Genomic DNA, 20,899 nt, shown 5'->3' on the forward strand with positions numbered 1-20,899 from the left:
TTCTGTTTCAAAAATACGGCTTTTACCATACAAATAGCAGATTAACCTTGCATTAACCTACGATTAACTTTCGGAACTAGATTTTCAAAGCATTTTTGCAGCTCTACTAATCAATTTCAATTTTAAAATGAATCTTTATCTGCCTTTAAAACTTCTAATAACACTTTTACTTTTTTGTCTTTCATGTATTGCCAATGCTCAGAACGAAACACCAAAAGATTCTATTTCAAATCAATTGGATGAAATTGTAATCAGTCAGGAGAAAAAGACTTTTACAAACTCAAACGGAAACATAAAAGTTGATGTTGCCAATTCGGTTTACAATTCAATTCCAAATCCGGTTGATTTGCTTTCGAGGCTTCCTTTGGTTCAGATAAGTTCAAATCGCGAAAGTATTTCGATCGTGGGTAAAGGGAATCCGTTAATTTATATTGATAATCAGAAAGTCGGAATGAACGATTTAAATGCTTTAGCTGTGACCGATATCAAAACTATTGAAATCATTCAGAATCCGTCGTCTAAATATGAAGCTGAAGGGCGTGCTGTAATTTTAATTACACGGAAACTCAGTAAAAAAGATAGTTTTAGAACCGAAATTTCAGAAACAGCTTCTTTCAAAAAGAATTACAATAATTATTTAGGTTTTAATTCTAGCTTTAAGAAAGGCAAATTAGAATGGAAAGCCAATTTCAATTATAATAAACTAAATCCTTGGGAAAGCCACAGTATTGCGTATCAAATTCCAGAGGCCAATATTGTTTCAGATTATAATGTTTCGGCGGTTACGTATAGAAATCAGTACATTTTTGGTGGAGGTTTATTTTATAAAATAAATGAGGAAGATTATTTTTCGGTAAATGTAAATGGGAAAATGCAAAGCGATACTTTCGATATCAATACGTTTACTTTTAATAAAAATCAAGATCACATAAATAATGTTTTTACTTTTAGCGATAATTCAAGCGACAAGAATTTTATTAATTCATTTATAAATTATTCGAAAAAAATAAAAGCTATCGATACAAAGATGTTTGTTGGTTTTCAAGGTTCCAATTTCAATCAACATTTATGGAGTTTGGTGGAGAACAATTATAATGAAACCGAATTGGAGCTGTCGCAGAACCGAAATCAAAAGTTTAATGTTGATGTTTTTTCTGGAAGAATTGATTTAGAGAAAAAGTTCAAGAATGATATGAATTGGGAATACGGCGGACTTTATTCATCGGCTAAATCCAAATCAGATTATGATGTTTTTGCTTATAATAAAAACGAAAACACTTCTTTTGATTATCATTTTAAAGAAGCCAATTTAGCAGCCTATACACAACTTACGGGAAAAATTAAAAAAATCAGTTTCTCTGCTGGTTTAAGAATTGAAAACACCAATGTCAGTGGTAAATACAGTACAGATAACGCGTTTTTAGTTGATAAAAACTATACTAATCTTTTCCCAAAGGCGCAGTTTTCGTTTTCAATAGATAGTACCAAGAGTTTGACTGTAGATTATTCTAAAAGTATTTCGAGGCCTAATTATTCGTCTCTGAGCATGATTGCAACATATATAAATCCGTATTTTATTTATGGCAGTAATATCAATCTTGGACCGACATTTATAGATGTCATTTCAACGGTTTTTCAATATCATGATAAATCTGTAAAACTGACTTTATATCAAAATAAAAATCCCATTTATCAAGATTTTGTATTTGACAATCAGAATAATGTTTTGACTCTTACCGAGAAAAATTTCCAGAAAGAATCGGGTTATAATATTGAATTTACGTTGCCGTTTACTTATAAAATTTGGACAAATACCAATTCTTTAGTTTTTACAACTAATAAAATTGAGGATGAATCGGCGTTGTTTAATTCTTCTAAAACTTACTTGTATTATTATTCGAATAACAGTTTCAAACTGCCAAAGGATTTTACTTTTGTTCTATCTTTTTGGGGTGCAACTAAACAAAAAGAGGGAGTTTTTGAAAGAAATGCAAAACTGATTTTTGATTTGTCTCTGGCAAAATCATTTGGTAAAAACTGGAATTGTACTTTAAATTATAATGATATTTTTAAAAATACAATTTATACTGAACGATTTACAATTAATAATATAAGTTCTAGAGCAAGGTACTTAGTTGATGCTAACGAGATTTCCGTTACGCTTCGTTATTCTTTTGGAAAAATAAAAGATTCTGAATTCAAGGAAAAAAGCGTGAATGAAAGTGAAAATAGAATCAGATAAGGTTTGAAAAACCAAAAAAGAAAATTCCAAATTCCAATCCTGATGTTTCAGGCAAAATTGGAATTTGGAATTTGATATTTTAATATTTAAAAATTTATCCTTCGTCTTCTTCAGATTCTTTTTTAGAAGCATCGTGTGGTAATTCTTCATCATCGTCTGTCGAATTCAATTCAAAAAAACTAAAGAAAGAACCGCCATAGCTTTTCTGGAAAGAAAAATTACTCATATGATCCAATTTGGTATATTTTGAATGCTCGATAATCATCATTCCGTCATCTTCCAATAAATCTCTTTCAAAAACCGTTAGAACAATTTTCTCAAAAGTTGCCTGATCCAATCCGTAAGGAGGGTCTGCAAAGATAATGTCGTAAGTGGTTCTGCAGTTTTCTAGAAATTTGAAAACATCGCTTTTGGTCGCAGCAATATCAAAATCATATTCTGATGAAACTTGCTTAATGAATTTTACGCATCCAAAATCGCCATCAACAGAGGTGATAGGAGCACTTCCGCGTGAAGCAAACTCATAACTGATGTTTCCTGTTCCCGAAAATAAATCCAAAACCTTTAAACTGTCAAAATTAAAATGATTATTCAAAACATTAAACAATGCTTCTTTACTCATGTCAGTCGTTGGTCTTACAGGTAGATTTTTTGGCGGAAAAATTCGGCGTCCTTTGTATTTTCCTGAAATGATTCTCATGATTGAAATAAGATATAATGTTTTTGATTTTGAGCAGTTGTAAAGCTGTTTTTCTCTTTTAGTTTTGATACATCCATAAAAGAAATATGGCGCACATATTTGTAAGCTATGGCATAAAATGGATCGTTTTCTGAAATAGTCCCTAACAATTCTAATTTGAAACTCTCCGGATTCATGCTCATTTGCTCTGCCGTAAATAATATATAGTAGATAAAATCTTCTGGGGTATTGTATTCGAACGAATTAAACAATAAAAGTTTCTGATTCTGCACCACGATAATTTCAAAATTACCTGGGTTAAAATTCACAATCATCTTTTTATCGTCGTTGTTTCTAGAATTGTCGAGAATTTTTTCGACCAAAATGCTGTTGGCATGCTTAGAATTAAAAGAACCTACATTATCAATCAAGAAATTGTTGATATTCACATAAGGAATATAAACTGAATTCATCTGATAATTCGGAATTTGATCAAAAGTAAAGTGATCTGTTTCAAATACTTTTGTAGTGTATTGCAGATAGCTTCCTAAATAATTCTCATCAAATAAAGCAGTCGGAACAAAAGTCGAAAAATTGTTATTGTGAATAACCATTACTTCGTCGTAAGTCTCTTTTAATTCAGGATTTAGTTTGAAAGCGTTGCTGAATAAATCTTCAATTCGAGGTGTTTTGTTGTTAGTGTCAAACTTTATTTCTTTAAAAGAAGTAATGACATTATTTAAAGTATCAAAACAGCAGTATGAAAATCCAGTCAGGGAAACCTGAATAGAAAGTTTTCTGTAATTTTTTGAAGTAATGTTAGTATTTTGTAATGACATAGTTGATTTACAATTCGTTACCTGTTTTAAATCAAGAAAGAATTTAAGCGACCACAAACTTACAAATTAAAAAGGAACAATTATAATTGCAATTTCAAAAAACAATTTGAATCTAAGTTTAAAATAAGGTTAAGAAAAAGTGTATTTATTTGAAATTAAAATGGTTATGTTTTATTTGTGCCGATTTGATTGTTTTTATTGAATATTTGAGGCTGTTGAAATTTGAAATTGACATTGAAATTGAATTTTGTCATTGCCATTAAAAAAGTCGACCTTTGTATTTCAATATTATTTTATGAATTCTGCACAGTTTTACGGTATTTTACAAAAACGATTTCCTTTTCCTCCAACATATAAGCAGGATATTTTTTTTCAGAAGATTGCAATTTTCCTGACTGAACCTCAAAACGACACCATTTTTGTCTTGAAAGGATATGCTGGAACGGGAAAAACAACCGTTATTTCTACTATTGTCAATAATTTAGGAGATATTAATAAAAAGTACGTTTTGCTTGCGCCAACTGGTCGTGCTGCCAAAGTAATTGCCAATTATTCTAATAATCCAGCTTTTACAATTCATAAAAAAATATATTTCCCGAAGAAGTCTTCTGGTGGCGGAGTCGCTTTTACCAAACAAGTCAACAAACATAAAAACACCATTTTTATCGTCGATGAGGCGTCGATGATTTCAGACAGTACTTTGGACAGCGGATCACTTCTAGACGATTTGATTAATTATGTGTATTCTGGTCAAAACTGTAAAATGATTCTTTTAGGAGATACAGCTCAGCTTCCACCAGTCAATTTGGATGTTAGTCCTGCTTTAGATATTGATACTTTGGGTTTTCATTACAATAAAGAAATTGATCATATCGAATTGGACGAAGTAATGCGTCAGGAAGAAAATTCTGGAATTCTATACAATGCAACCGAATTGCGTGAATTGCTTAAAGAGAGTTTTATAACTGAATTTAAGTTCAACGTAAAGAGTTTTAAAGACATTGTTCGCCTGACAGATGGCTATGATATTCAAGATGCGATAAATACGGCGTACAGCAATTATAGTATTGAAGATACTGCTTTTATTGTGCGTTCAAATAAACGCGCCAATCAATATAATGAACAGATTCGAAGCCGAATTTTGTTTAAAGAAAGCGAACTTTCGGTAGGTGATTTTTTAATGGTAGTGAAGAACAATTATTTCTGGCTCAAAGAAACCGACGAAGCGGGATTTATTGCTAACGGAGATATCATTGAAGTTCTAGAACTTTTCGGAATCAAAGAATTATATGGATATACGTTTGCAAAAGTAAAGATCAGAATGGTCGATTATCCTAATCAGAAACCTTTTGAAACCGTTTTGATTTTAGATACTTTAAAAAGTGAATCGCCTTCTTTAACTTATGAAGAATCAAATCGTTTGTATGAAGAAGTGATGAAAGATTATGAAGACGAACCGACTAAATACAAAAGATTTCAAAAGGTAAAGGAAAACGAATATTTTAACGGATTACAGGTTAAATTCTCATACGCTATAACCTGTCATAAATCGCAAGGTGGGCAATGGAATACTGTTTTTATCGAACAGCCTTTTTTGCCAAACGGAATTGATTCTGATTACATTAGATGGCTTTATACCGCTATGACACGTGCCAAAAATAAGCTATATTTGATAGGATTTAAAGACGAGAGTTTTGAGGAATAATAGTTTGCCACGAATTCCACCAATTAGCACGAATTTTTTTTAAAACTAAGTAAATTAGTGTAATTCGTGAAATTCGTGGCAGAAAAAAAGTTTTAGCAAATGACAACACTAAACGATTTACATTCGATTTCATCTACGTTTTCGAATACCGATAAAATGCCTGTTCTATTTTTAGGACACGGCAGCCCAATGAATGCTATTGAAGAAAATCAGTTTGTAACTGGTTTTCGTAATCTGGCAAAAACATTACCACAGCCTAATGCTATTTTATGCGTTTCTGCACATTGGTTTACAAAAGGGACAAAAGTAACTTCTATGGAAATGCCAAGAACCATTCATGATTTTGGAGGTTTTCCGCAAGCACTTTTTGATGTCCATTATCCAGCAAAAGGAAGTCCTGAATTAGCAGTTGAAACTAAAAAGCTCTTAGATCCTGTTATGGTCGAATTAGACGAACATTGGGGATTGGATCATGGTGCTTGGAGCGTAATTAAACATTTGTATCCTAACGCCGATGTTCCTGTAATTCAGCTAAGCATCGATTATACAAAATCGGGGCAATATCATTTTGAATTAGCTCAGAAACTGCAAGCGCTTCGCTACAAAGGCGTTTTAATTATCGGAAGTGGCAATATTGTCCATAATTTAAGAATGGTAGATTTTAGAAATTTTGATAAAGACAATTACGGCTACGATTGGGCTATAGAAGCACGCGAAACGGTAAATAATTATTTATTAGATGGAAATTTCCAGCCTTTAATAGATTTCGAAAAAATGAATAAAGCTATTCAATTGGCAGTTCCAACACCAGAACATTATCTTCCGTTATTATATACTTTAGGGTTAAAAGATAAAACAGATGATTTAAGCCTGTTTAATGATAAATTACTGGCAGGATCTCTGAGTATGACTTCAGTAAAGCTTATGTAGTGAATTTTGCGAATCTCTGCGCAATTCTTTGCGGTATAATTATTACACAGAGACTCACAAAGAATTATGCAGAGATTCGCAAAAGAATTATTTTTCTTTTTTCAAGTTGTAAGCATAAAGATAACCATCTGCACTTCCATAAAAAATAACATTATTATCGACAAATGGAGAAGAAACAATCGGGCCTAATTTGTAAAATTCATTCATAACTTTTTGGTTTTCGGTATAGCTAGATAAATCTGTTTGTTTGGCTACGAAACCAAAATCTAAAAGATTGTTGTTGAGAATGCTTCCAGCATATTTAGTTCTATTTTCTGTTGGAATTATATGCGATTCTTTTCCATCAGAAAGCAGATTTAAGTCAAAGAAATTTCCAGAAAAATCACCGAAATAGATTGTGTTTCCAGCAATTGCAGGTGAAGAGTAAACGTAACCATTGCCTTTGAATCGATATTTTTCTTTTCCTGTTTTAGCATCCAATGCCAATAAAGCATAAGTATCTGAAGTTCCAACATAAAGTATATTGTCTTTGACAACAGCCGTACTCAAAATCCAAGAATTTTCAGCGTTGTATTTCCAGATTACTTTTCCTGTTTCGGCATCTAGTGCAAACAAATAAGGGTCTCTTGCGCCAAAATAGACGATTCCATCATGAACAGTGGCAGAAGCTTGAATTCCGGTAAAACCCGTTTTGACTTCGGTAGTAAATTTCCATTTCTCTTTTCCTGTTTTGCAATCCAAAGCATAAAAGACGCCATCCCATCCGCCAAAATAAACTGTGTTTTTTTCTAGAACCGGAGTACTGTGTATAGCGGCTTTTGTTTGAAAGTTCCATTTTAAACTTCCAGTTTTAGCATCAACAGCATATAGATTTCCGTCGCTGCTTCCAAAAATTGCCAATGCAGAATTATGGTTTGTATAAACAACAGGAGTAGAAAGATAAAAATCCCATAAGTCAGCCATAAGAAGATCGCTTGGTTTCATACCCCACATTCCAATTTCACTATACCAATGTTCGCCTTTGGTTTTAAATCGCCATATTTCTTTTCCTGTTTTGGCATTTACAGCATAATAATGTCCATCAAAACTTCCAAAATAAACAATATCGTTATAGAGGCTTGCAGAACTGTGAATGGCCCCATTGGTTTTGAATTTCCATTTTAGAGTTCCAGATTTTTCATCAATGGCATAGAAATAACCATCTTCACTACCAATATAAACTGTTCCGTTTTGAACGATTGGTGAAGAAAAGATTTTTCCTTCTGTTTTAAATTTCCATTTTAAATCAGTCAATGGTTGATAACCTTTTCCATCAAAAATTCGATTTGTAAATGCATTGATGGTTTTATTCTGAGAAAAAGCATTGGAGGTAAATATTAAAAAGAAATAGAGCAGGAGAGAAGTAAAGTTTCTTTTCATAGTTTTTTATATAAAAATAAAAATATTCTAAGAAATTAAATAACAATGCTTTAATGAAAATGTTATAAAAATATTTTAGAAAATTCTTTGTGAATAGTGTCTTTGTTTTTGTGTGAAAATAGAGAAAATCTCGTCAAAGTTTTTCCAATCTTTTTCCATTTATGTGGTATTGGTTTAAAAGTTATAATCTAGACAGTTTGTTTAAAAAATAAATTTTATGAGATAGTAAAATGTTTCATCTAAATTTTGTTTATTTTTGTGTAAGTAATTGTTTATCAGTTGATTGTTTTATTTATGTCTTCTTTTTAAGTAGTTTTTTTAAATGCCTTTTATGATTAACTGGTGATCATTTAAAAAACGATAGAAGGTATTTATAAATTAAGTTAAAGTGCGGCATCAGCACTATAATCACTGATAAAATTAAGATGAATCCAAACAAAGCATTATGGGAAAAAGGCGATTTTACGCGTATTGCAGAATCTATGAGAGAAAGCGGTGCGGAATTGGTTGCCAAAATTGGAATTAAAGAAAATAGCAACGTTTTAGATCTTGGCTGTGGCGATGGTACTACCGCAATACCTTCGGCAAAATTAGGAGCCAATGTTTTAGGTGTTGATATAGCAAGAAATTTAGTTGAAGCGGGTAATCTTCGAGCAAAAAAAGAAGGATTAGATAATGTTGTATTTAAAGAAGGTGATGCAACTGATTTGAATGAATTGAAAAACCAGTCTTACGATGTTACGATGAGTATTTTTGGAACAATGTTTGCTCCAAAACCTTTTGATGTTGCTAAAGAAATGCTTCGTGTTACACGACCTGGAGGTAAAGTTATTATGGGTAATTGGATACCAGGAGATCCAACGTTGGTTGCACAAATCTTGAAAATTAGCTCAGAATTTACGCCACCTCCTCCTGAGGGTTTTGTAAGTCCAATGCTTTGGGGGATTGAGGATAACGTAATCGAAAGATTTACAAATGCGGGTGTTTCTAAAGAAAATATTTCTTTTGAGAAAGATACCTTTACATTTAAAGCAACATTTCCACCTTCGGAGTGGCTAGATCGATTGAAAAATTATTATGGTCCAACTATGAATGCTTTCGAAGCTGCTGAACAAAATGGGAAAACCTCGGATTTGTATGCTAAACTTGAAGAATTAGTTAATAGCCAAAACAAAAGTAATGACAAAAATTCTACATTAATTCCCGCAACTTATCTTCGTGTTACAGTTTTGGTTTAATTTTTTGTCTTAATAAATAGCGCAAGAAAGTTACTAATAACAATCAATGTATTGTTTGCTACTAGGCAGAGAATTCATGAACATGATTTTCATCCCTTACAGAAATAGAAAAACAGAAAATTTAAAAGTAATTTTTGCATATTTGTAAACACTTAAAAGAAGTGAAAATTAAATTACTAAATTTTGAGTTTTTAAACTCAGTAAAATATAAGAATGAAAATAATAGCAGTAATTCCGGCCAGATATGCTTCAACACGTTTTCCTGCAAAACTAATGCAGGATTTAGGAGGAAAAACAGTAATTTTAAGAACCTACGAAGCAGCAGTTTCTACAAAATTATTTGATGATGTTTTTGTTGTAACTGATTCTAATCTGATTTTTGATGAAATTGTTTCCAATGGAGGAAAAGCCATAATGAGTATCAAAGAACATGAATCTGGAAGCGATCGAATTGCTGAAGCTATTGCCGATCTCGATGTTGATATTGTAGTGAATGTGCAAGGCGATGAACCATTTACAGAAGCTGAGCCTTTAGCTCAAGTATTATCTGTTTTTAAGAATGATTCAGATAGAAAAATTGATTTGGCTTCGTTAATGCGTGAAATTACCAATGAGGACGAAATCAATAATCCGAATAATGTAAAAGTGGTGGTAGATCAGTCACAGTTTGCATTATACTTTTCACGTTCTGTAATTCCGTATCCGAGAGAGAAAAATGTTGGAGTAAGATATTTTCAGCATATCGGAATTTATGCTTTTAGAAAACAGGCGTTATTAGACTTTTACAGCCTTCCAATGAAATCTTTAGAAGCTTCTGAGAAACTTGAACAATTAAGATATTTAGAGTTCGGAAAACGTATCAAAATGGTCGAAACAACTCACGTGGGAATCGGAATTGATACTACAGAGGATTTGGAGAGAGCGAGAGCTATGTTGAAGGATATTTAATTAATTTGAATAACATTCCACAATTTTGTCATTTCGACGAAGGAGAAATCTCCGCAAGTAACTCTACAAAGATTGTGTAGAACTTTGTCAAAGTTTCAAACTTTGACAAAGTTGATAAAAGATATAAAAACAAAAAAACGCTCCAAAATTTCGGAGCGTTTTTTAATATCTAAAAATCTTAATTACTGGTATAAAGCAGGATATTTAGAAGGGTTAACTTCGTGCATCATATCGTACACTTTCTCGTAAATATCTTCTGCAGATGGTTTAGAGAAATAATCACCATCAGTTCCGTATGCAGGTCTGTGTGCTTTAGCAGCTAAAGTTTGCGGTTTGCTGTCTAAATGTTTGTAAGCGTCTTGCTCTTCTAAAATCTGCTGTAAAATGAAAGCTGAAGCTCCTCCAGGAACATCTTCATCAATTACTAAAAGACGGTTTGTTTTTGCAATACTTTTTACAATGTCCTTGCTAATATCAAACGGAAGTAAAGATTGAACATCAATAACTTCACACTCAATTCCTTTTTCTGCCAATTCATTAGCTGCTTGCATAACCAATCTTAAAGTTGATCCGTAAGAAACTAAAGTAATATCAGAACCTTCTCGTAAAGTTTCTACAACTCCAATTGGTGTTTTGAACTCACCAAAATTCAAAGGCGTTTTTTCTTTTAAACGGTATCCATTCAAACATTCAATAACCAAAGCAGGCTCGTCACATTCTAGCAAAGTATTATAAAAACCAGCGGCTTGTGTCATATCTCTAGGAACCAAAACATGGATTCCGCGAATAGCATTGATAATCATTCCCATTGGAGAACCAGAATGCCAGATTCCTTCCAAACGGTGTCCACGAGTTCTAATGATTAGTGGTGCTTTCTGTTTTCCAACAGTTCTATATTGTAATGTAGCTAAATCGTCACTCATGATTTGAATAGCGTACAATAAATAATCTAAATACTGAATTTCAGCAATCGGACGTAAACCTCTCAAAGCCATTCCAATTCCCTGACCAATAATTGTTGCTTCACGAATTCCGACATCGGCAACACGAAGTTCACCGTATTTTTCCTGCATACCTTCAAGACCTTGGTTTACGTCTCCGATGTTTCCAACATCTTCACCGAAAATTAAAGTTTCAGGATATTTTGCAAATAAAGCATCAAAGTTATCGCGCAAAATCATTCTTCCGTCTAAATCTGGTTTTGCATTTTCAGCATATTTAGGAAGAACTTTTTCTACAGAATATACATTTTGTTCAGACTCAGAATGTAGATTGCTGCTGAATTTTTCCTGTGTTTCGGCTAAGAATTTTGTAATCCAGTTAGATAAAAGAACTTTGCTGTTTGGAACTTCAATAAAACGAAGAATCTTTCTTGCATAAACCAATAATTCTTTCTTAAGCGGTGCTTTAATTGCAGCTAATTCAGAAATTAATTTTTTGATTCTTTCTTTATGATTGATGCTTGCCTCGGCAATTTGCTCCAATAAAGCTAAAAGATTTTTTTGTTCATCAATAATTGGATTAATAAAGCTATTCCAAGCTTCTTTTTTAGCTTCTAAAACTTCTTTCTTTAATTCGAAATCAAGTTCTGCTAATTCTTCTGGAGAAGCGATATTAATTGCAATCATCCACAAACGCATTTGGCGAATACAGTCAAAATCTCTTTCCCAAGCCAGTCTTTCTGAACTTTTGTAACGTTCATGAGAACCAGAAGTAGAGTGGCCTTGTGGCTGTGTTAATTCGTTTACGTGAATTAAAACGGGTATGTGTTCTTCTCGTGCAATGGCTCCAGCTCTTTCGTAAGTAGAAACCAGTTCGGCATAATCCCAGCCTTTAACTCTAAAGATTTCATAACCTTTAGAATCTTCATCACGCTGATATCCTTTTAAAATTTCAGAAATATTCTCTTTCGTAGTCTGATGTTTTGCATGAACAGAAATTCCGTATTCATCATCCCAAACGCTCATTACCATCGGAACTTGTAGAACTCCAGCAGCATTTATGGTTTCAAAAAACAAACCTTCAGAAGTACTTGCGTTTCCTATAGTTCCCCAAGCAACTTCATTACCATTTACAGAAAATTTGTCTTTAATAGTAATTCCGTCTACGTTTCGGTAAATTTTTGAAGCCTGTGCCAATCCCAATAATCTTGGCATCTGACCAGCAGTAGGAGATATATCTGAACTTGAGTTTTTTTGTTTAGTTAAGTCTTTCCACGAACCGTCTTCGTTTAAACTGTGCGTTACAAAGTGTCCGCCCATTTGTCTTCCCGCAGACATTGGATCAAAAGCTAAATCAGTATGACCATATAAACCAGCGAAAAATTGCTTAGCATCCAATTCGCCAATAGCCATCATAAAAGTTTGATCGCGATAGTATCCAGAACGGAAGTCTCCATTCTTAAAAGCTTTAGCCATTGCCAACTGTGGCACTTCTTTTCCGTCTCCAAAAATACCAAACTTAGCTTTTCCGGTTAATACTTCTTTTCGACCTAAAAGACTACATTCACGGCTTGTTACCGCAATTCTATAGTCATTCAATACCTCAGTTTTGAAATCTTCAAATGTCAGTGTAGTATTGCTTTTTTCTTTTATCATAATCTTGCAGGGTCATGTTGTTTATGTCGCGAAATTACTTAAAAACAATCAATAATCATAATTCTTTGAAATAAATATAATTTAATTATTTGTATTCAAATCTAAAAACTATGTATTTTATTTATGTTATTTTTATATTAAATTTAATTTTATTGATAATTTCGCAACTTTTTGTTTAATTTTTATTTGATTAAAACCATTTTCTAGTAAAAAGTGTGACTAACGTTTTTGGTGAAAAGGTGATTATAAATCGTATTTTTTCATTGTATTTAGGTTGTGATATTTCCCATCCATTATTTGAATAAACAGGAAAATAGAGTTCAAAGTAATCAGGAACAAGGTTTAAGCGTACTCCAGAATCGTAAGCAAAGAACTCACTCTGATGCTTGTTTTTCAAAAAACCAATGTCACCGTAAAGTTCTACCCAATTCCAGATTGCATAACTCGCATTTAGAGTGGCCATCCATTGATTGGCATACGAAGGTTCTATTTGCGATTTGAAACCTCCTTCGGCAATAACATATTGCTGACTGAAAAATCCTGTGCTTTCTGATCTTCCAAATAAATTATAATCAAATAAATAATCAGTCGGACGGTCTAAACCAAAACTAAAATAATCTGAGTTTGTTGTATTGTACAGGAAACTTCCAGCGTATAATCTTAAATTTAGCTTTTTGTTATTTTCAAATAATCTTCTGTATTCGACTTCACCAGAAACTTTTCCGAATCCTCCAGAAAACTGCAGATCAGTCATAAAACTAAAATGATCAATCAATTCTGTTTTTGTATTAGAATATCGAGCATTAAATACCGAATAATTAGGTTCTGAATTATCTGTTATATAACTGCTAGCTTCACGATTTACGATGATCTCACGAAACATGATCGCTTGTTTTCTATTGTCTCTGAAATCTTTTTCGCGAATACGAAACACTACCATCGGATTTAATCTCAAATATGTAGCATCTGGCGCATAATGGTAATAATTCTGACTGATAGAATATCGAACATTAAATAAAGTGCTGTTGCGATAGTATTGGTTCCAAGAGAAAGCTGATGAGCCAGAAATAGTTCCTGCCTTTATTGAATAAGCGGGATTAATATCAAAATTAAAAGGTTTGTCTAGAATGGTTTTATTATGAAAACGAATTCCAGGTGTAAAGCCATCATAATAATTATAATTTAATGTTGGAATGTATAAAATTTGATTGTAATCTGGGTCTTCTAAATCTTTAGCAAAATTAAATTTTACTGGACGATTTAGTGAAACATTTTTTAGAGATCTCCAGTTGTTTCGTTGGTTATATTCTGGAACTTCGTTATTGTAATTGATAACGATTTTGTCCGCATTTTTTCGGCTGAACTCATAAACAGAATCTTTTTTAACAGGCTCAATCCATTCTTTAAATACGACTTCTTTCTTTTTAATTCCGTAAATCGGAATAGGAGCGTAAATTCCAGTTTTATTTTTTACCGAAAATGTAATGCTGTCTGCTGTTTTTGAAACATTAGTAAATTTATAATCGATTATATCTCTAGAGTCGATAATAGTTTTAAAGAACCAATCGATATTTTTTGGACTTTTTTGAGTTAAGATTTTTTCAAAATCATATCTATTTGATTGTCCAATCTGGTTAAGATTATAGAACTCCTTTACACTTTTAGGAACAATATCGTGATTAAGATAATCGTCTAAATAACTCAAACTTAAACCCGCACGATATTTACTAGCAATTTGTTCATTAAACTTTATCAGCGTGTTTTTAGGATCTCCGAGAGGCTGATCCAGATTTTTACGCGCCATTAGCATGTAATAATAACTGTATTGCTCATTAAAAGTCAGATTGGTAATGTTATAGCTTTTAAAGAGTTTCATGTCTGAAAGTTTTCCCAGCATTTTTTCATCCTGATGATGTTCTTCCATATACTTCATCATGGTGTAAATCTGGATTCCATCATAAATCCAATTGTCTTTTCTTGGATCTAAACGCAAACTGTTTTTGAGATAATTGTTTAAAAAAGTCTTTAAAAATTGAATCTCAAAAATAAAATCATCTTCAAACGGACTGATAAACGATGGCAGCTGATTTAAACCATAAAATGGATTTCTATCATAATCTATCTGAGAAACTGTGATTTTTTCATGCGGATATTTACCAATAAATTTCTCAGCATAAGAAACTACGCGATTAATAATAATCGCCTTCTGATACTCGTCTATTTTTTTGTTTTTTAAATTCGTTAGAACCACCAAAGAACCATTGTCGTATGCTCTAAAACTATTTTGCTTTTCAATATAAAGACTAAAATCGGTTCTATTTTGCCCAGAATAAGAATAAATACTGTAATTCTGATTGGTAGTATCTTTTGAAACCGAATTTAAATCGGTAGCAATAGAATATTGATTTGGGATTTTGATTTCAACATCATAATCACTCACTGCATTTGCAATATCATCCAAATTGAAATTATTGTACTTTACAAAAAGACCATTTTCAAAACGGGCAGGACTTAAAAACCAGTTTTTTAATGCCATTCCTCCATTTTGGTCAAAACCAAAATGACTGAATTTGTCATTCGGTATTTTTACAATGTAATTAAGATGTAAATCGATTTTTTCGTTTGGAAGAAGTTTACGATCCAGTCGGACAGTAATATAATCCGGATTCTCTGCACTTCTTTCCCATTCTAAAGCCGAAAAATTAGTATCAGTTAGATTTATAATTGTAGTTTTTCCTCGGTCTGCAGCTTTTGCTAAATGAAAACCTCTGTAAAATTCGTCAGAAAAACGCTTAGCCAATGGCGTGTTTTTGTCTGCATAAGCATTATTCCAATCATTAAGCACAATCGAAACCAAAGTGTCGTTTGTATTATTATGATAGGTAATATCCTGTTTTATGTTCAGTGTTTTAAGCTCAAGATTTACCGCCACTTCCATCTTAGATTGATGTTGTGCAGTTAGTTTTATCGAAAATGATAAAACCAAAACGAGGCAAATAATTTTATAAAGTGCTTTCAAATATTGGCTTAAAAATTATCAGACATACTTATGTTACGGATGTATTGAAGTTACGGATTTTTGTAAAAATAGTATAAAAAAAGCTGTTTAAAAAAACAGCTTTCGATTTTTGTGTATTTGCAGTATATTTTAACCCTATAAGTGATATAAGTTCATTTAAAAAGATTGCTTTAAACGCTGTGCTTATATCACTAATTGTGGTTGGAAAAATTAGAAATTCGGACTTAAATCGTACTTTTTGTAGAATTTATCCAATGCCTCAACAACTTCGTCTTCAGTATCTACAATTTTAAATAAATTCAAATCTTCAGGGCTTACTGTATGCATTTTTTCCACCAAAACAGTTTTAACCCATTCAATCAAGCCAGACCAGAATTCTACTCCAACCAAGATGATTGGGAACTTTCCAATTTTCTTAGTTTGAATCAAAGTGATAGCTTCAAACATTTCGTCTAAAGTTCCGAAACCTCCTGGCATAACCACAAAACCTTGCGAATACTTTACGAACATTACTTTTCTCACAAAGAAATAATCGAAATTCAGGTTTTTATCATGATCAATATACGGATTAAAATGCTGCTCAAACGGTAGCTCGATATTTAAACCAACCGAAGTTCCTCCGCCCAAATGTGCACCTTTATTTCCAGCTTCCATAATTCCGGGACCACCTCCTGTAATCACACCGTAACCTGCTTTACTGATTTTATAAGCTATTTTTTCTGCCAATTGATAATACTTATCTTCTGGTTTTGTTCTCGCCGATCCAAAAATAGAAACACAAGGCCCAATACGTCCCATTGCTTCGTAGCCATTTACAAACTCAGACATAATCTTAAAAATTGCCCAGCTGTCATTGGTTTTAATTTCATTCCACGTTCTTTGTTTCAAACGATCCTGAATTACTTTATCTTCATCATTATCAAAATCTTCTAATCTCATTTTAGGTATTTTAATTTATTATTTTATTTATGTTTTTGTCCCTGTATTTGTCATCCTGAGTATAGTCGGAGTTAGGAGCTGTTTCCTGCTGTCCACTATATCTTTTGTGGCGAACCCCGCCACAAAAGGATGCCGCTCCCATCAGGGCTAGGGCAATTGGTTTCAAATAAACATTCAGTTTAATCGAAACATGTTTTCTTTAAAAAGCGTGAATTTTTCAAAAAAAGCGGACACTAAATTAACGCTTTTTTCTAGAATTGTTATAAAAAACAGGAATTATAATCCAAAAGTAATGTTGCGATAATGATGAATATGGGGTTTTCGTTTCATTATCAATGAATTAAATTTGAATCAAAATTAATTATAATTTCAAATATGATCTTCCGTAATTTCAATAAATGATTGGATTGTTGACCTTTTATATCAAAAAAATTACTATTTCAAATTTTCTATTGTAATAGTACGGAACGTATCACAATAGGTATTTTTAGGAACATTATTTCTTTTGCCTGGTTCTATTGTTTCATTAAAGGATAATATAACACGATCAATTTCGTCTTTAATCACTTTGTTTGGTGCAATAGAATTTACGTTTATAATTTTTCCTTCGCTATTAATTGTAAAACGTGGTCTGAATATGATTTCACCTCTTAATTCTTGATCGTTAAGTGTTTTTAATGAAATGTTTTTTAAAATGTAATCATATAATCTGTCATAAAGACATTTATTTAATTGCCAGTATGACGAAGCATCTTCACATCCTTTTAGTATTGGAGGTACATCAACTACAGCAAATTGACTTGCTTTTATAACAACTTCATTATCTTCCTTAGTAAATAGCTGCACACTGATTTTTCCTAATTTACCACTCTCTTTTATTCCCAGTTTTTCTAATGGAAATTTTTTGAAAACTTCGATAATGTTTTTTTCTAATTCTTTGTCTTTGGTATTGATACGGCAGTTTGTTGCTTTACCTGTTTTGCTTAATTCAAAAGTTAATCGAACGCTTAGAGTTGTTTTATTCTTTGAAATTTCTTTATAAAAAGCAGACCATTTAATTGCCGAAAAATCTATTTTTTTTAGAAGTCTTTTTTCCAAGTAGACCTTGAAATGATTTGCTAAATCACTATTTTTACTTGGTTGAGCTAAAGCCAGAAAGGTATTAATTTCGTTTTTATAATTGTCTTCGAGTTCTTGCTGGCTGTAATAGGGGTTTTCGGATTGATCTTCCTCTATGTTTTTAATTCGTTCTTGAACAACTTTATTGAGGCTGTCTTTTTGAGACTGAGAATAGGAGTTAAGTGAGAATATCGATATTATAATAAATAATACGGTGGTTTTCATATTTCGCTTTTTTAAAGCTAAAATATAAAATAATTATTGTTAAATTGTTAAAATATTTAAATCTTTGTCAAAGTTTCAAACTTTGACAAAGATATTCTTATTACTCTAGCTCTTTTTTCAAAAACTTAGCTGTATAACTCTTTTTATTCTGAGCCACTTCTTCTGGAGTACCTTTGGCAACCAATTGTCCCCCGCCTTTTCCACCTTCTGGACCAATATCAATAATATAATCGGCAAGTTTTATAACATCCATATTGTGTTCGATGACTAGAATGGTGTTTCCTTTATCAACCAGTTTATTGATTACTTCCATCAAAACACGAATGTCTTCAAAGTGTAAACCTGTTGTTGGCTCATCTAGAATATAAAATGTATTTCCAGTATCTTTTTTAGATAATTCTCCCGCTAGTTTTATACGTTGCGCTTCACCTCCAGAAAGCGTTGTGCTTTGCTGACCAAGTGTAATATAACCTAAACCAACATCTTGAATGGTTTTGATTTTTCTGTAAATCTTCGGAATATTTTCAAAGAATGGAACAGCTTCATCAACTGTCATATCCAAAACATCAGAAATTGATTTTCCTTTATATCTAATTTCTAAAGTCTCTCTGTTGAAGCGTTTTCCTTGACAAGTTTCGCATTCTACATAAACGTCTGGTAAAAAGTTCATTTCTATTGTTCTTACACCAGAACCTTCACAGGTTTCGCACCGTCCACCTTTCACATTAAAACTAAAACGTCCTGCTTTATAACCTCGAATCATACTTTCTGAAGTCATAGTAAACAGATTTCTTATTTCTGTGAAAACCTCCGTATAAGTTGCTGGATTCGAACGTGGCGTTCTTCCAATCGGACTTTGGTCAATATCAATAACTTTATCAATGTGTTCTAAACCTTCAATCTTTTTGTAAGGTTGCGGTTTTTTTACGCCATTAAAATAATACGCATTTAAAATAGGATAAAGCGTTTCATTAATCAATGTAGATTTTCCGCTTCCAGAAACTCCCGTAACGCAGGTTAATTGCCCTAACGGAATTTCAATCGTAACGTTTTTAAGATTATTTCCTGTTGCGCCAGTCAGTTTCAAGAATTTGCCATTTCCTTTTCTTCTTTTCTTCGGAATATCAAACTTCATTTTACCGTTCAAATATTGAGCGGTAATAGTGTCTGAAGCTAAAGTTTCTTTAGGAGTTCCTATACTGATGATTTCTCCACCGTATTTTCCGGCTTTTGGGCCAATATCAATTACATAGTCAGCCGTTTCAATCATGTCTTTATCATGTTCGACCACAATAACTGAGTTTCCGATATCGCGTAATTGTTCGAGAGAATGAATCAGTTTTTCGTTATCTCTTTGATGCAAACCAATACTCGGTTCATCTAAAATATAAAGAACCCCAACCAGCTGAGAACCAATTTGAGTTGCTAGACGAATACGCTGTGCTTCACCGCCAGAAAGTGATTTTGAACTTCGGCTTAAAGCCAAATAATTCAAGCCAACGTTCATCAAGAAGTTCAAACGGTCTTTGATTTCTTTTACCACTTCGGAAGCAATTAAAAGCTGTTTGTCTGTCAAATGGCTATTTAAATCTTGAAACCAAGCTGTTAAATCTGAAATATCCATATCACACAATTCGGTTATATTTTTTTCATTTACCCTAAAAAATAATGCTTCTTTTTTAAGACGCGAACCGTCGCAAACAGGACAATTAATTTCGTCCATAAAATCTTTTGCCCAACGTTTTATGCTAGTTGTAGCACTTTCATCGTATTGATTTTTAATGAAATTAGAAATTCCCTCAAAATCAATTTTATATTCTCTCGTTACGCCAAGATCTTTAGAATTGATAGAAAATTTATCTTTTCCGCCATACAAAATCATTTGCATCGCTTCTTCTGGAATTTTCTCGATTGGATCGGTTATTTTAAATCCAAATTTTTCACCAATGGTTTCCAATTGTTTAAAGATCCAAGAAGATTTATATTCGCCAAGAGGAGCAAAACCACCAGCTTTTATAGATAATTTCGGATTTGGAATAATCTTCTTAACGTTGATTTCGTGTACAGTACCCAATCCGTTGCAATGAGGACAGGCTCCTTTTGGGGAGTTGAACGAAAATAAATTTGGTTCTGGATTTTGATATGAAATTCCTGTTGTAGGACACATTAAATTTCTACTGAAATAACGAACCTCATTAGAATCCTGATCTAAAATCATCAAGACATCTTCACCGTGATGCATCGCTGTATTGATACTTTCAGATAATCTTTTTTGAGTATCTGGATTGTCCTCAATCACCATTCTGTCCACCACAATTTCGATATCGTGCGTTTTGTAACGATCCAGTTTCATTCCGGCTACTAAATCCTGAACATCTCCGTTTACACGAACTTTTAAGAATCCTTGTTTGGTAATTTGTTGGAATAATTCGGCATAATGTCCTTTTCTGGCTTTAATAACTGGAGCAAGAATATTAATTCGTTTTCCGTTATAATCCTGAATAATCAGATCTTTAATCTGTTCATCAGAATACGAAACCATTTTTTCACCTGTGTTATAACTGTAGGCATCTGCGCCACGTGCGTATAAGAGCCTAAGGAAATCGTAAATTTCAGTAATAGTTCCAACTGTAGAACGCGGACTCTTACTGGTTGTTTTTTGTTCAATCGCGATTACAGGAGAAAGTCCATCTATTTTATCTACATCAGGACGTTCTAATCCGCCAAGGAATTGTCTGGCATATGCTGAAAAAGTTTCAACATAACGACGCTGACCTTCAGCATAAATAGTATCAAATGCCAAAGAAGATTTTCCAGAACCTGATAAACCAGTAATTACAACCAGTTTTTCACGCGGAATGGATATATCGATATTTTTTAGATTGTGAACTCTTGCACCAAGAACTTCAATAGTATTGTCTTTATCTAACATAATTTTGAGCAAAACGCAAAGTTACCACTTTGATTTGTTCTTTTAGTGCTCGATAGCAAAACTTTATG

13 protein-coding genes are annotated in these 20,899 nt (G+C 32.6%); 5 read left to right on the forward strand and 8 right to left on the reverse strand.

Annotated elements, in window-relative coordinates:
* Positions 1–127: 127 nt before the first annotated feature.
* Positions 128–2,242 (forward strand): TonB-dependent receptor domain-containing protein, encoded by a 2,115-nt coding sequence (locus AC5ZCW_RS09275; RefSeq protein ID WP_496119286.1) that lies wholly within the window; start codon positions 128–130, stop codon positions 2,240–2,242.
* 94 nt (positions 2,243–2,336) lie between these two features.
* Here AC5ZCW_RS09275 and AC5ZCW_RS09280 read toward each other — a convergent pair whose 3' ends face one another.
* Together AC5ZCW_RS09280 and AC5ZCW_RS09285 are read right to left on the reverse strand one after the other, a co-directional pair.
* The gene (locus tag AC5ZCW_RS09280) at positions 2,337–2,942 is read right to left on the reverse strand and encodes an RsmD family RNA methyltransferase (RefSeq protein ID WP_281633181.1); all 606 of its coding nucleotides are present in this window, start codon (positions 2,940–2,942) and stop codon (positions 2,337–2,339) included.
* Positions 2,939–3,760 (reverse strand): DUF3822 family protein, encoded by an 822-nt coding sequence (locus AC5ZCW_RS09285; protein WP_343545210.1) that lies wholly within the window; start codon positions 3,758–3,760, stop codon positions 2,939–2,941. The genes AC5ZCW_RS09280 and AC5ZCW_RS09285 overlap by 4 nt, the downstream gene beginning before the upstream one ends.
* 295 nt (positions 3,761–4,055) lie before the next feature.
* On the opposite strand from AC5ZCW_RS09285, the gene AC5ZCW_RS09290 reads away from it, so the two are divergent.
* Positions 4,056–5,465: an ATP-dependent DNA helicase gene (locus tag AC5ZCW_RS09290; protein WP_496119288.1), complete on the forward strand. Its 1,410-nt coding sequence runs from the start codon at positions 4,056–4,058 to the stop codon at positions 5,463–5,465.
* Positions 5,466–5,564: 99 nt separating this feature from the next.
* Positions 5,565–6,395: a 4,5-DOPA-extradiol-dioxygenase gene (ygiD, locus tag AC5ZCW_RS09295; protein ID WP_496119290.1), complete on the forward strand. Its 831-nt coding sequence runs from the start codon at positions 5,565–5,567 to the stop codon at positions 6,393–6,395.
* Positions 6,396–6,482: 87 nt separating this feature from the next.
* Here ygiD and AC5ZCW_RS09300 read toward each other — a convergent pair whose 3' ends face one another.
* Complete coding sequence (locus tag AC5ZCW_RS09300) at positions 6,483–7,814, reverse strand: outer membrane protein assembly factor BamB family protein (RefSeq protein WP_496119292.1); 1,332 nt, start codon at positions 7,812–7,814, stop codon at positions 6,483–6,485.
* A gap of 425 nt (positions 7,815–8,239) precedes the next feature.
* Between AC5ZCW_RS09300 and AC5ZCW_RS09305 the strand changes: the two genes are divergently transcribed.
* Positions 8,240–9,052, forward strand: a complete 813-nt coding sequence (locus AC5ZCW_RS09305; protein ID WP_496119294.1) for a class I SAM-dependent methyltransferase — start codon at positions 8,240–8,242, stop codon at positions 9,050–9,052.
* A 213-nt stretch (positions 9,053–9,265) separates the two neighbouring features.
* Positions 9,266–10,000 (forward strand): 3-deoxy-manno-octulosonate cytidylyltransferase, encoded by a 735-nt coding sequence (gene kdsB / locus AC5ZCW_RS09310; protein ID WP_496119296.1) that lies wholly within the window; start codon positions 9,266–9,268, stop codon positions 9,998–10,000.
* Between the two features lie 182 nt (positions 10,001–10,182).
* Here the strand turns inward: kdsB and AC5ZCW_RS09315 are convergent, their stop codons facing one another.
* The 5 genes from AC5ZCW_RS09315 to uvrA all read right to left on the reverse strand — a co-directional run bounded on the left by AC5ZCW_RS09315 (position 10,183) and on the right by uvrA (position 20,831).
* Positions 10,183–12,597, reverse strand: a complete 2,415-nt coding sequence (locus AC5ZCW_RS09315) for an alpha-ketoacid dehydrogenase subunit alpha/beta (protein WP_496119298.1) — start codon at positions 12,595–12,597, stop codon at positions 10,183–10,185.
* Between the two features lie 190 nt (positions 12,598–12,787).
* The gene (locus AC5ZCW_RS09320) at positions 12,788–15,535 is read right to left on the reverse strand and encodes a gluzincin family metallopeptidase (protein ID WP_496119724.1); all 2,748 of its coding nucleotides are present in this window, start codon (positions 15,533–15,535) and stop codon (positions 12,788–12,790) included.
* Positions 15,536–15,826: 291 nt separating this feature from the next.
* Positions 15,827–16,555, reverse strand: coding sequence for an LOG family protein (locus AC5ZCW_RS09325; protein ID WP_111425481.1), 729 nt, complete (start codon positions 16,553–16,555; stop codon positions 15,827–15,829).
* 435 nt (positions 16,556–16,990) lie between these two features.
* Positions 16,991–17,899: a hypothetical protein gene (locus tag AC5ZCW_RS09330; protein WP_496119300.1), complete on the reverse strand. Its 909-nt coding sequence runs from the start codon at positions 17,897–17,899 to the stop codon at positions 16,991–16,993.
* 100 nt (positions 17,900–17,999) lie between these two features.
* The gene (gene uvrA, locus AC5ZCW_RS09335) at positions 18,000–20,831 is read right to left on the reverse strand and encodes an excinuclease ABC subunit UvrA (protein WP_343545217.1); all 2,832 of its coding nucleotides are present in this window, start codon (positions 20,829–20,831) and stop codon (positions 18,000–18,002) included.
* Positions 20,832–20,899: the final 68 nt, after the last annotated feature.

Source organism: Flavobacterium sp. PLA-DH12 (assembly GCF_059511845.1).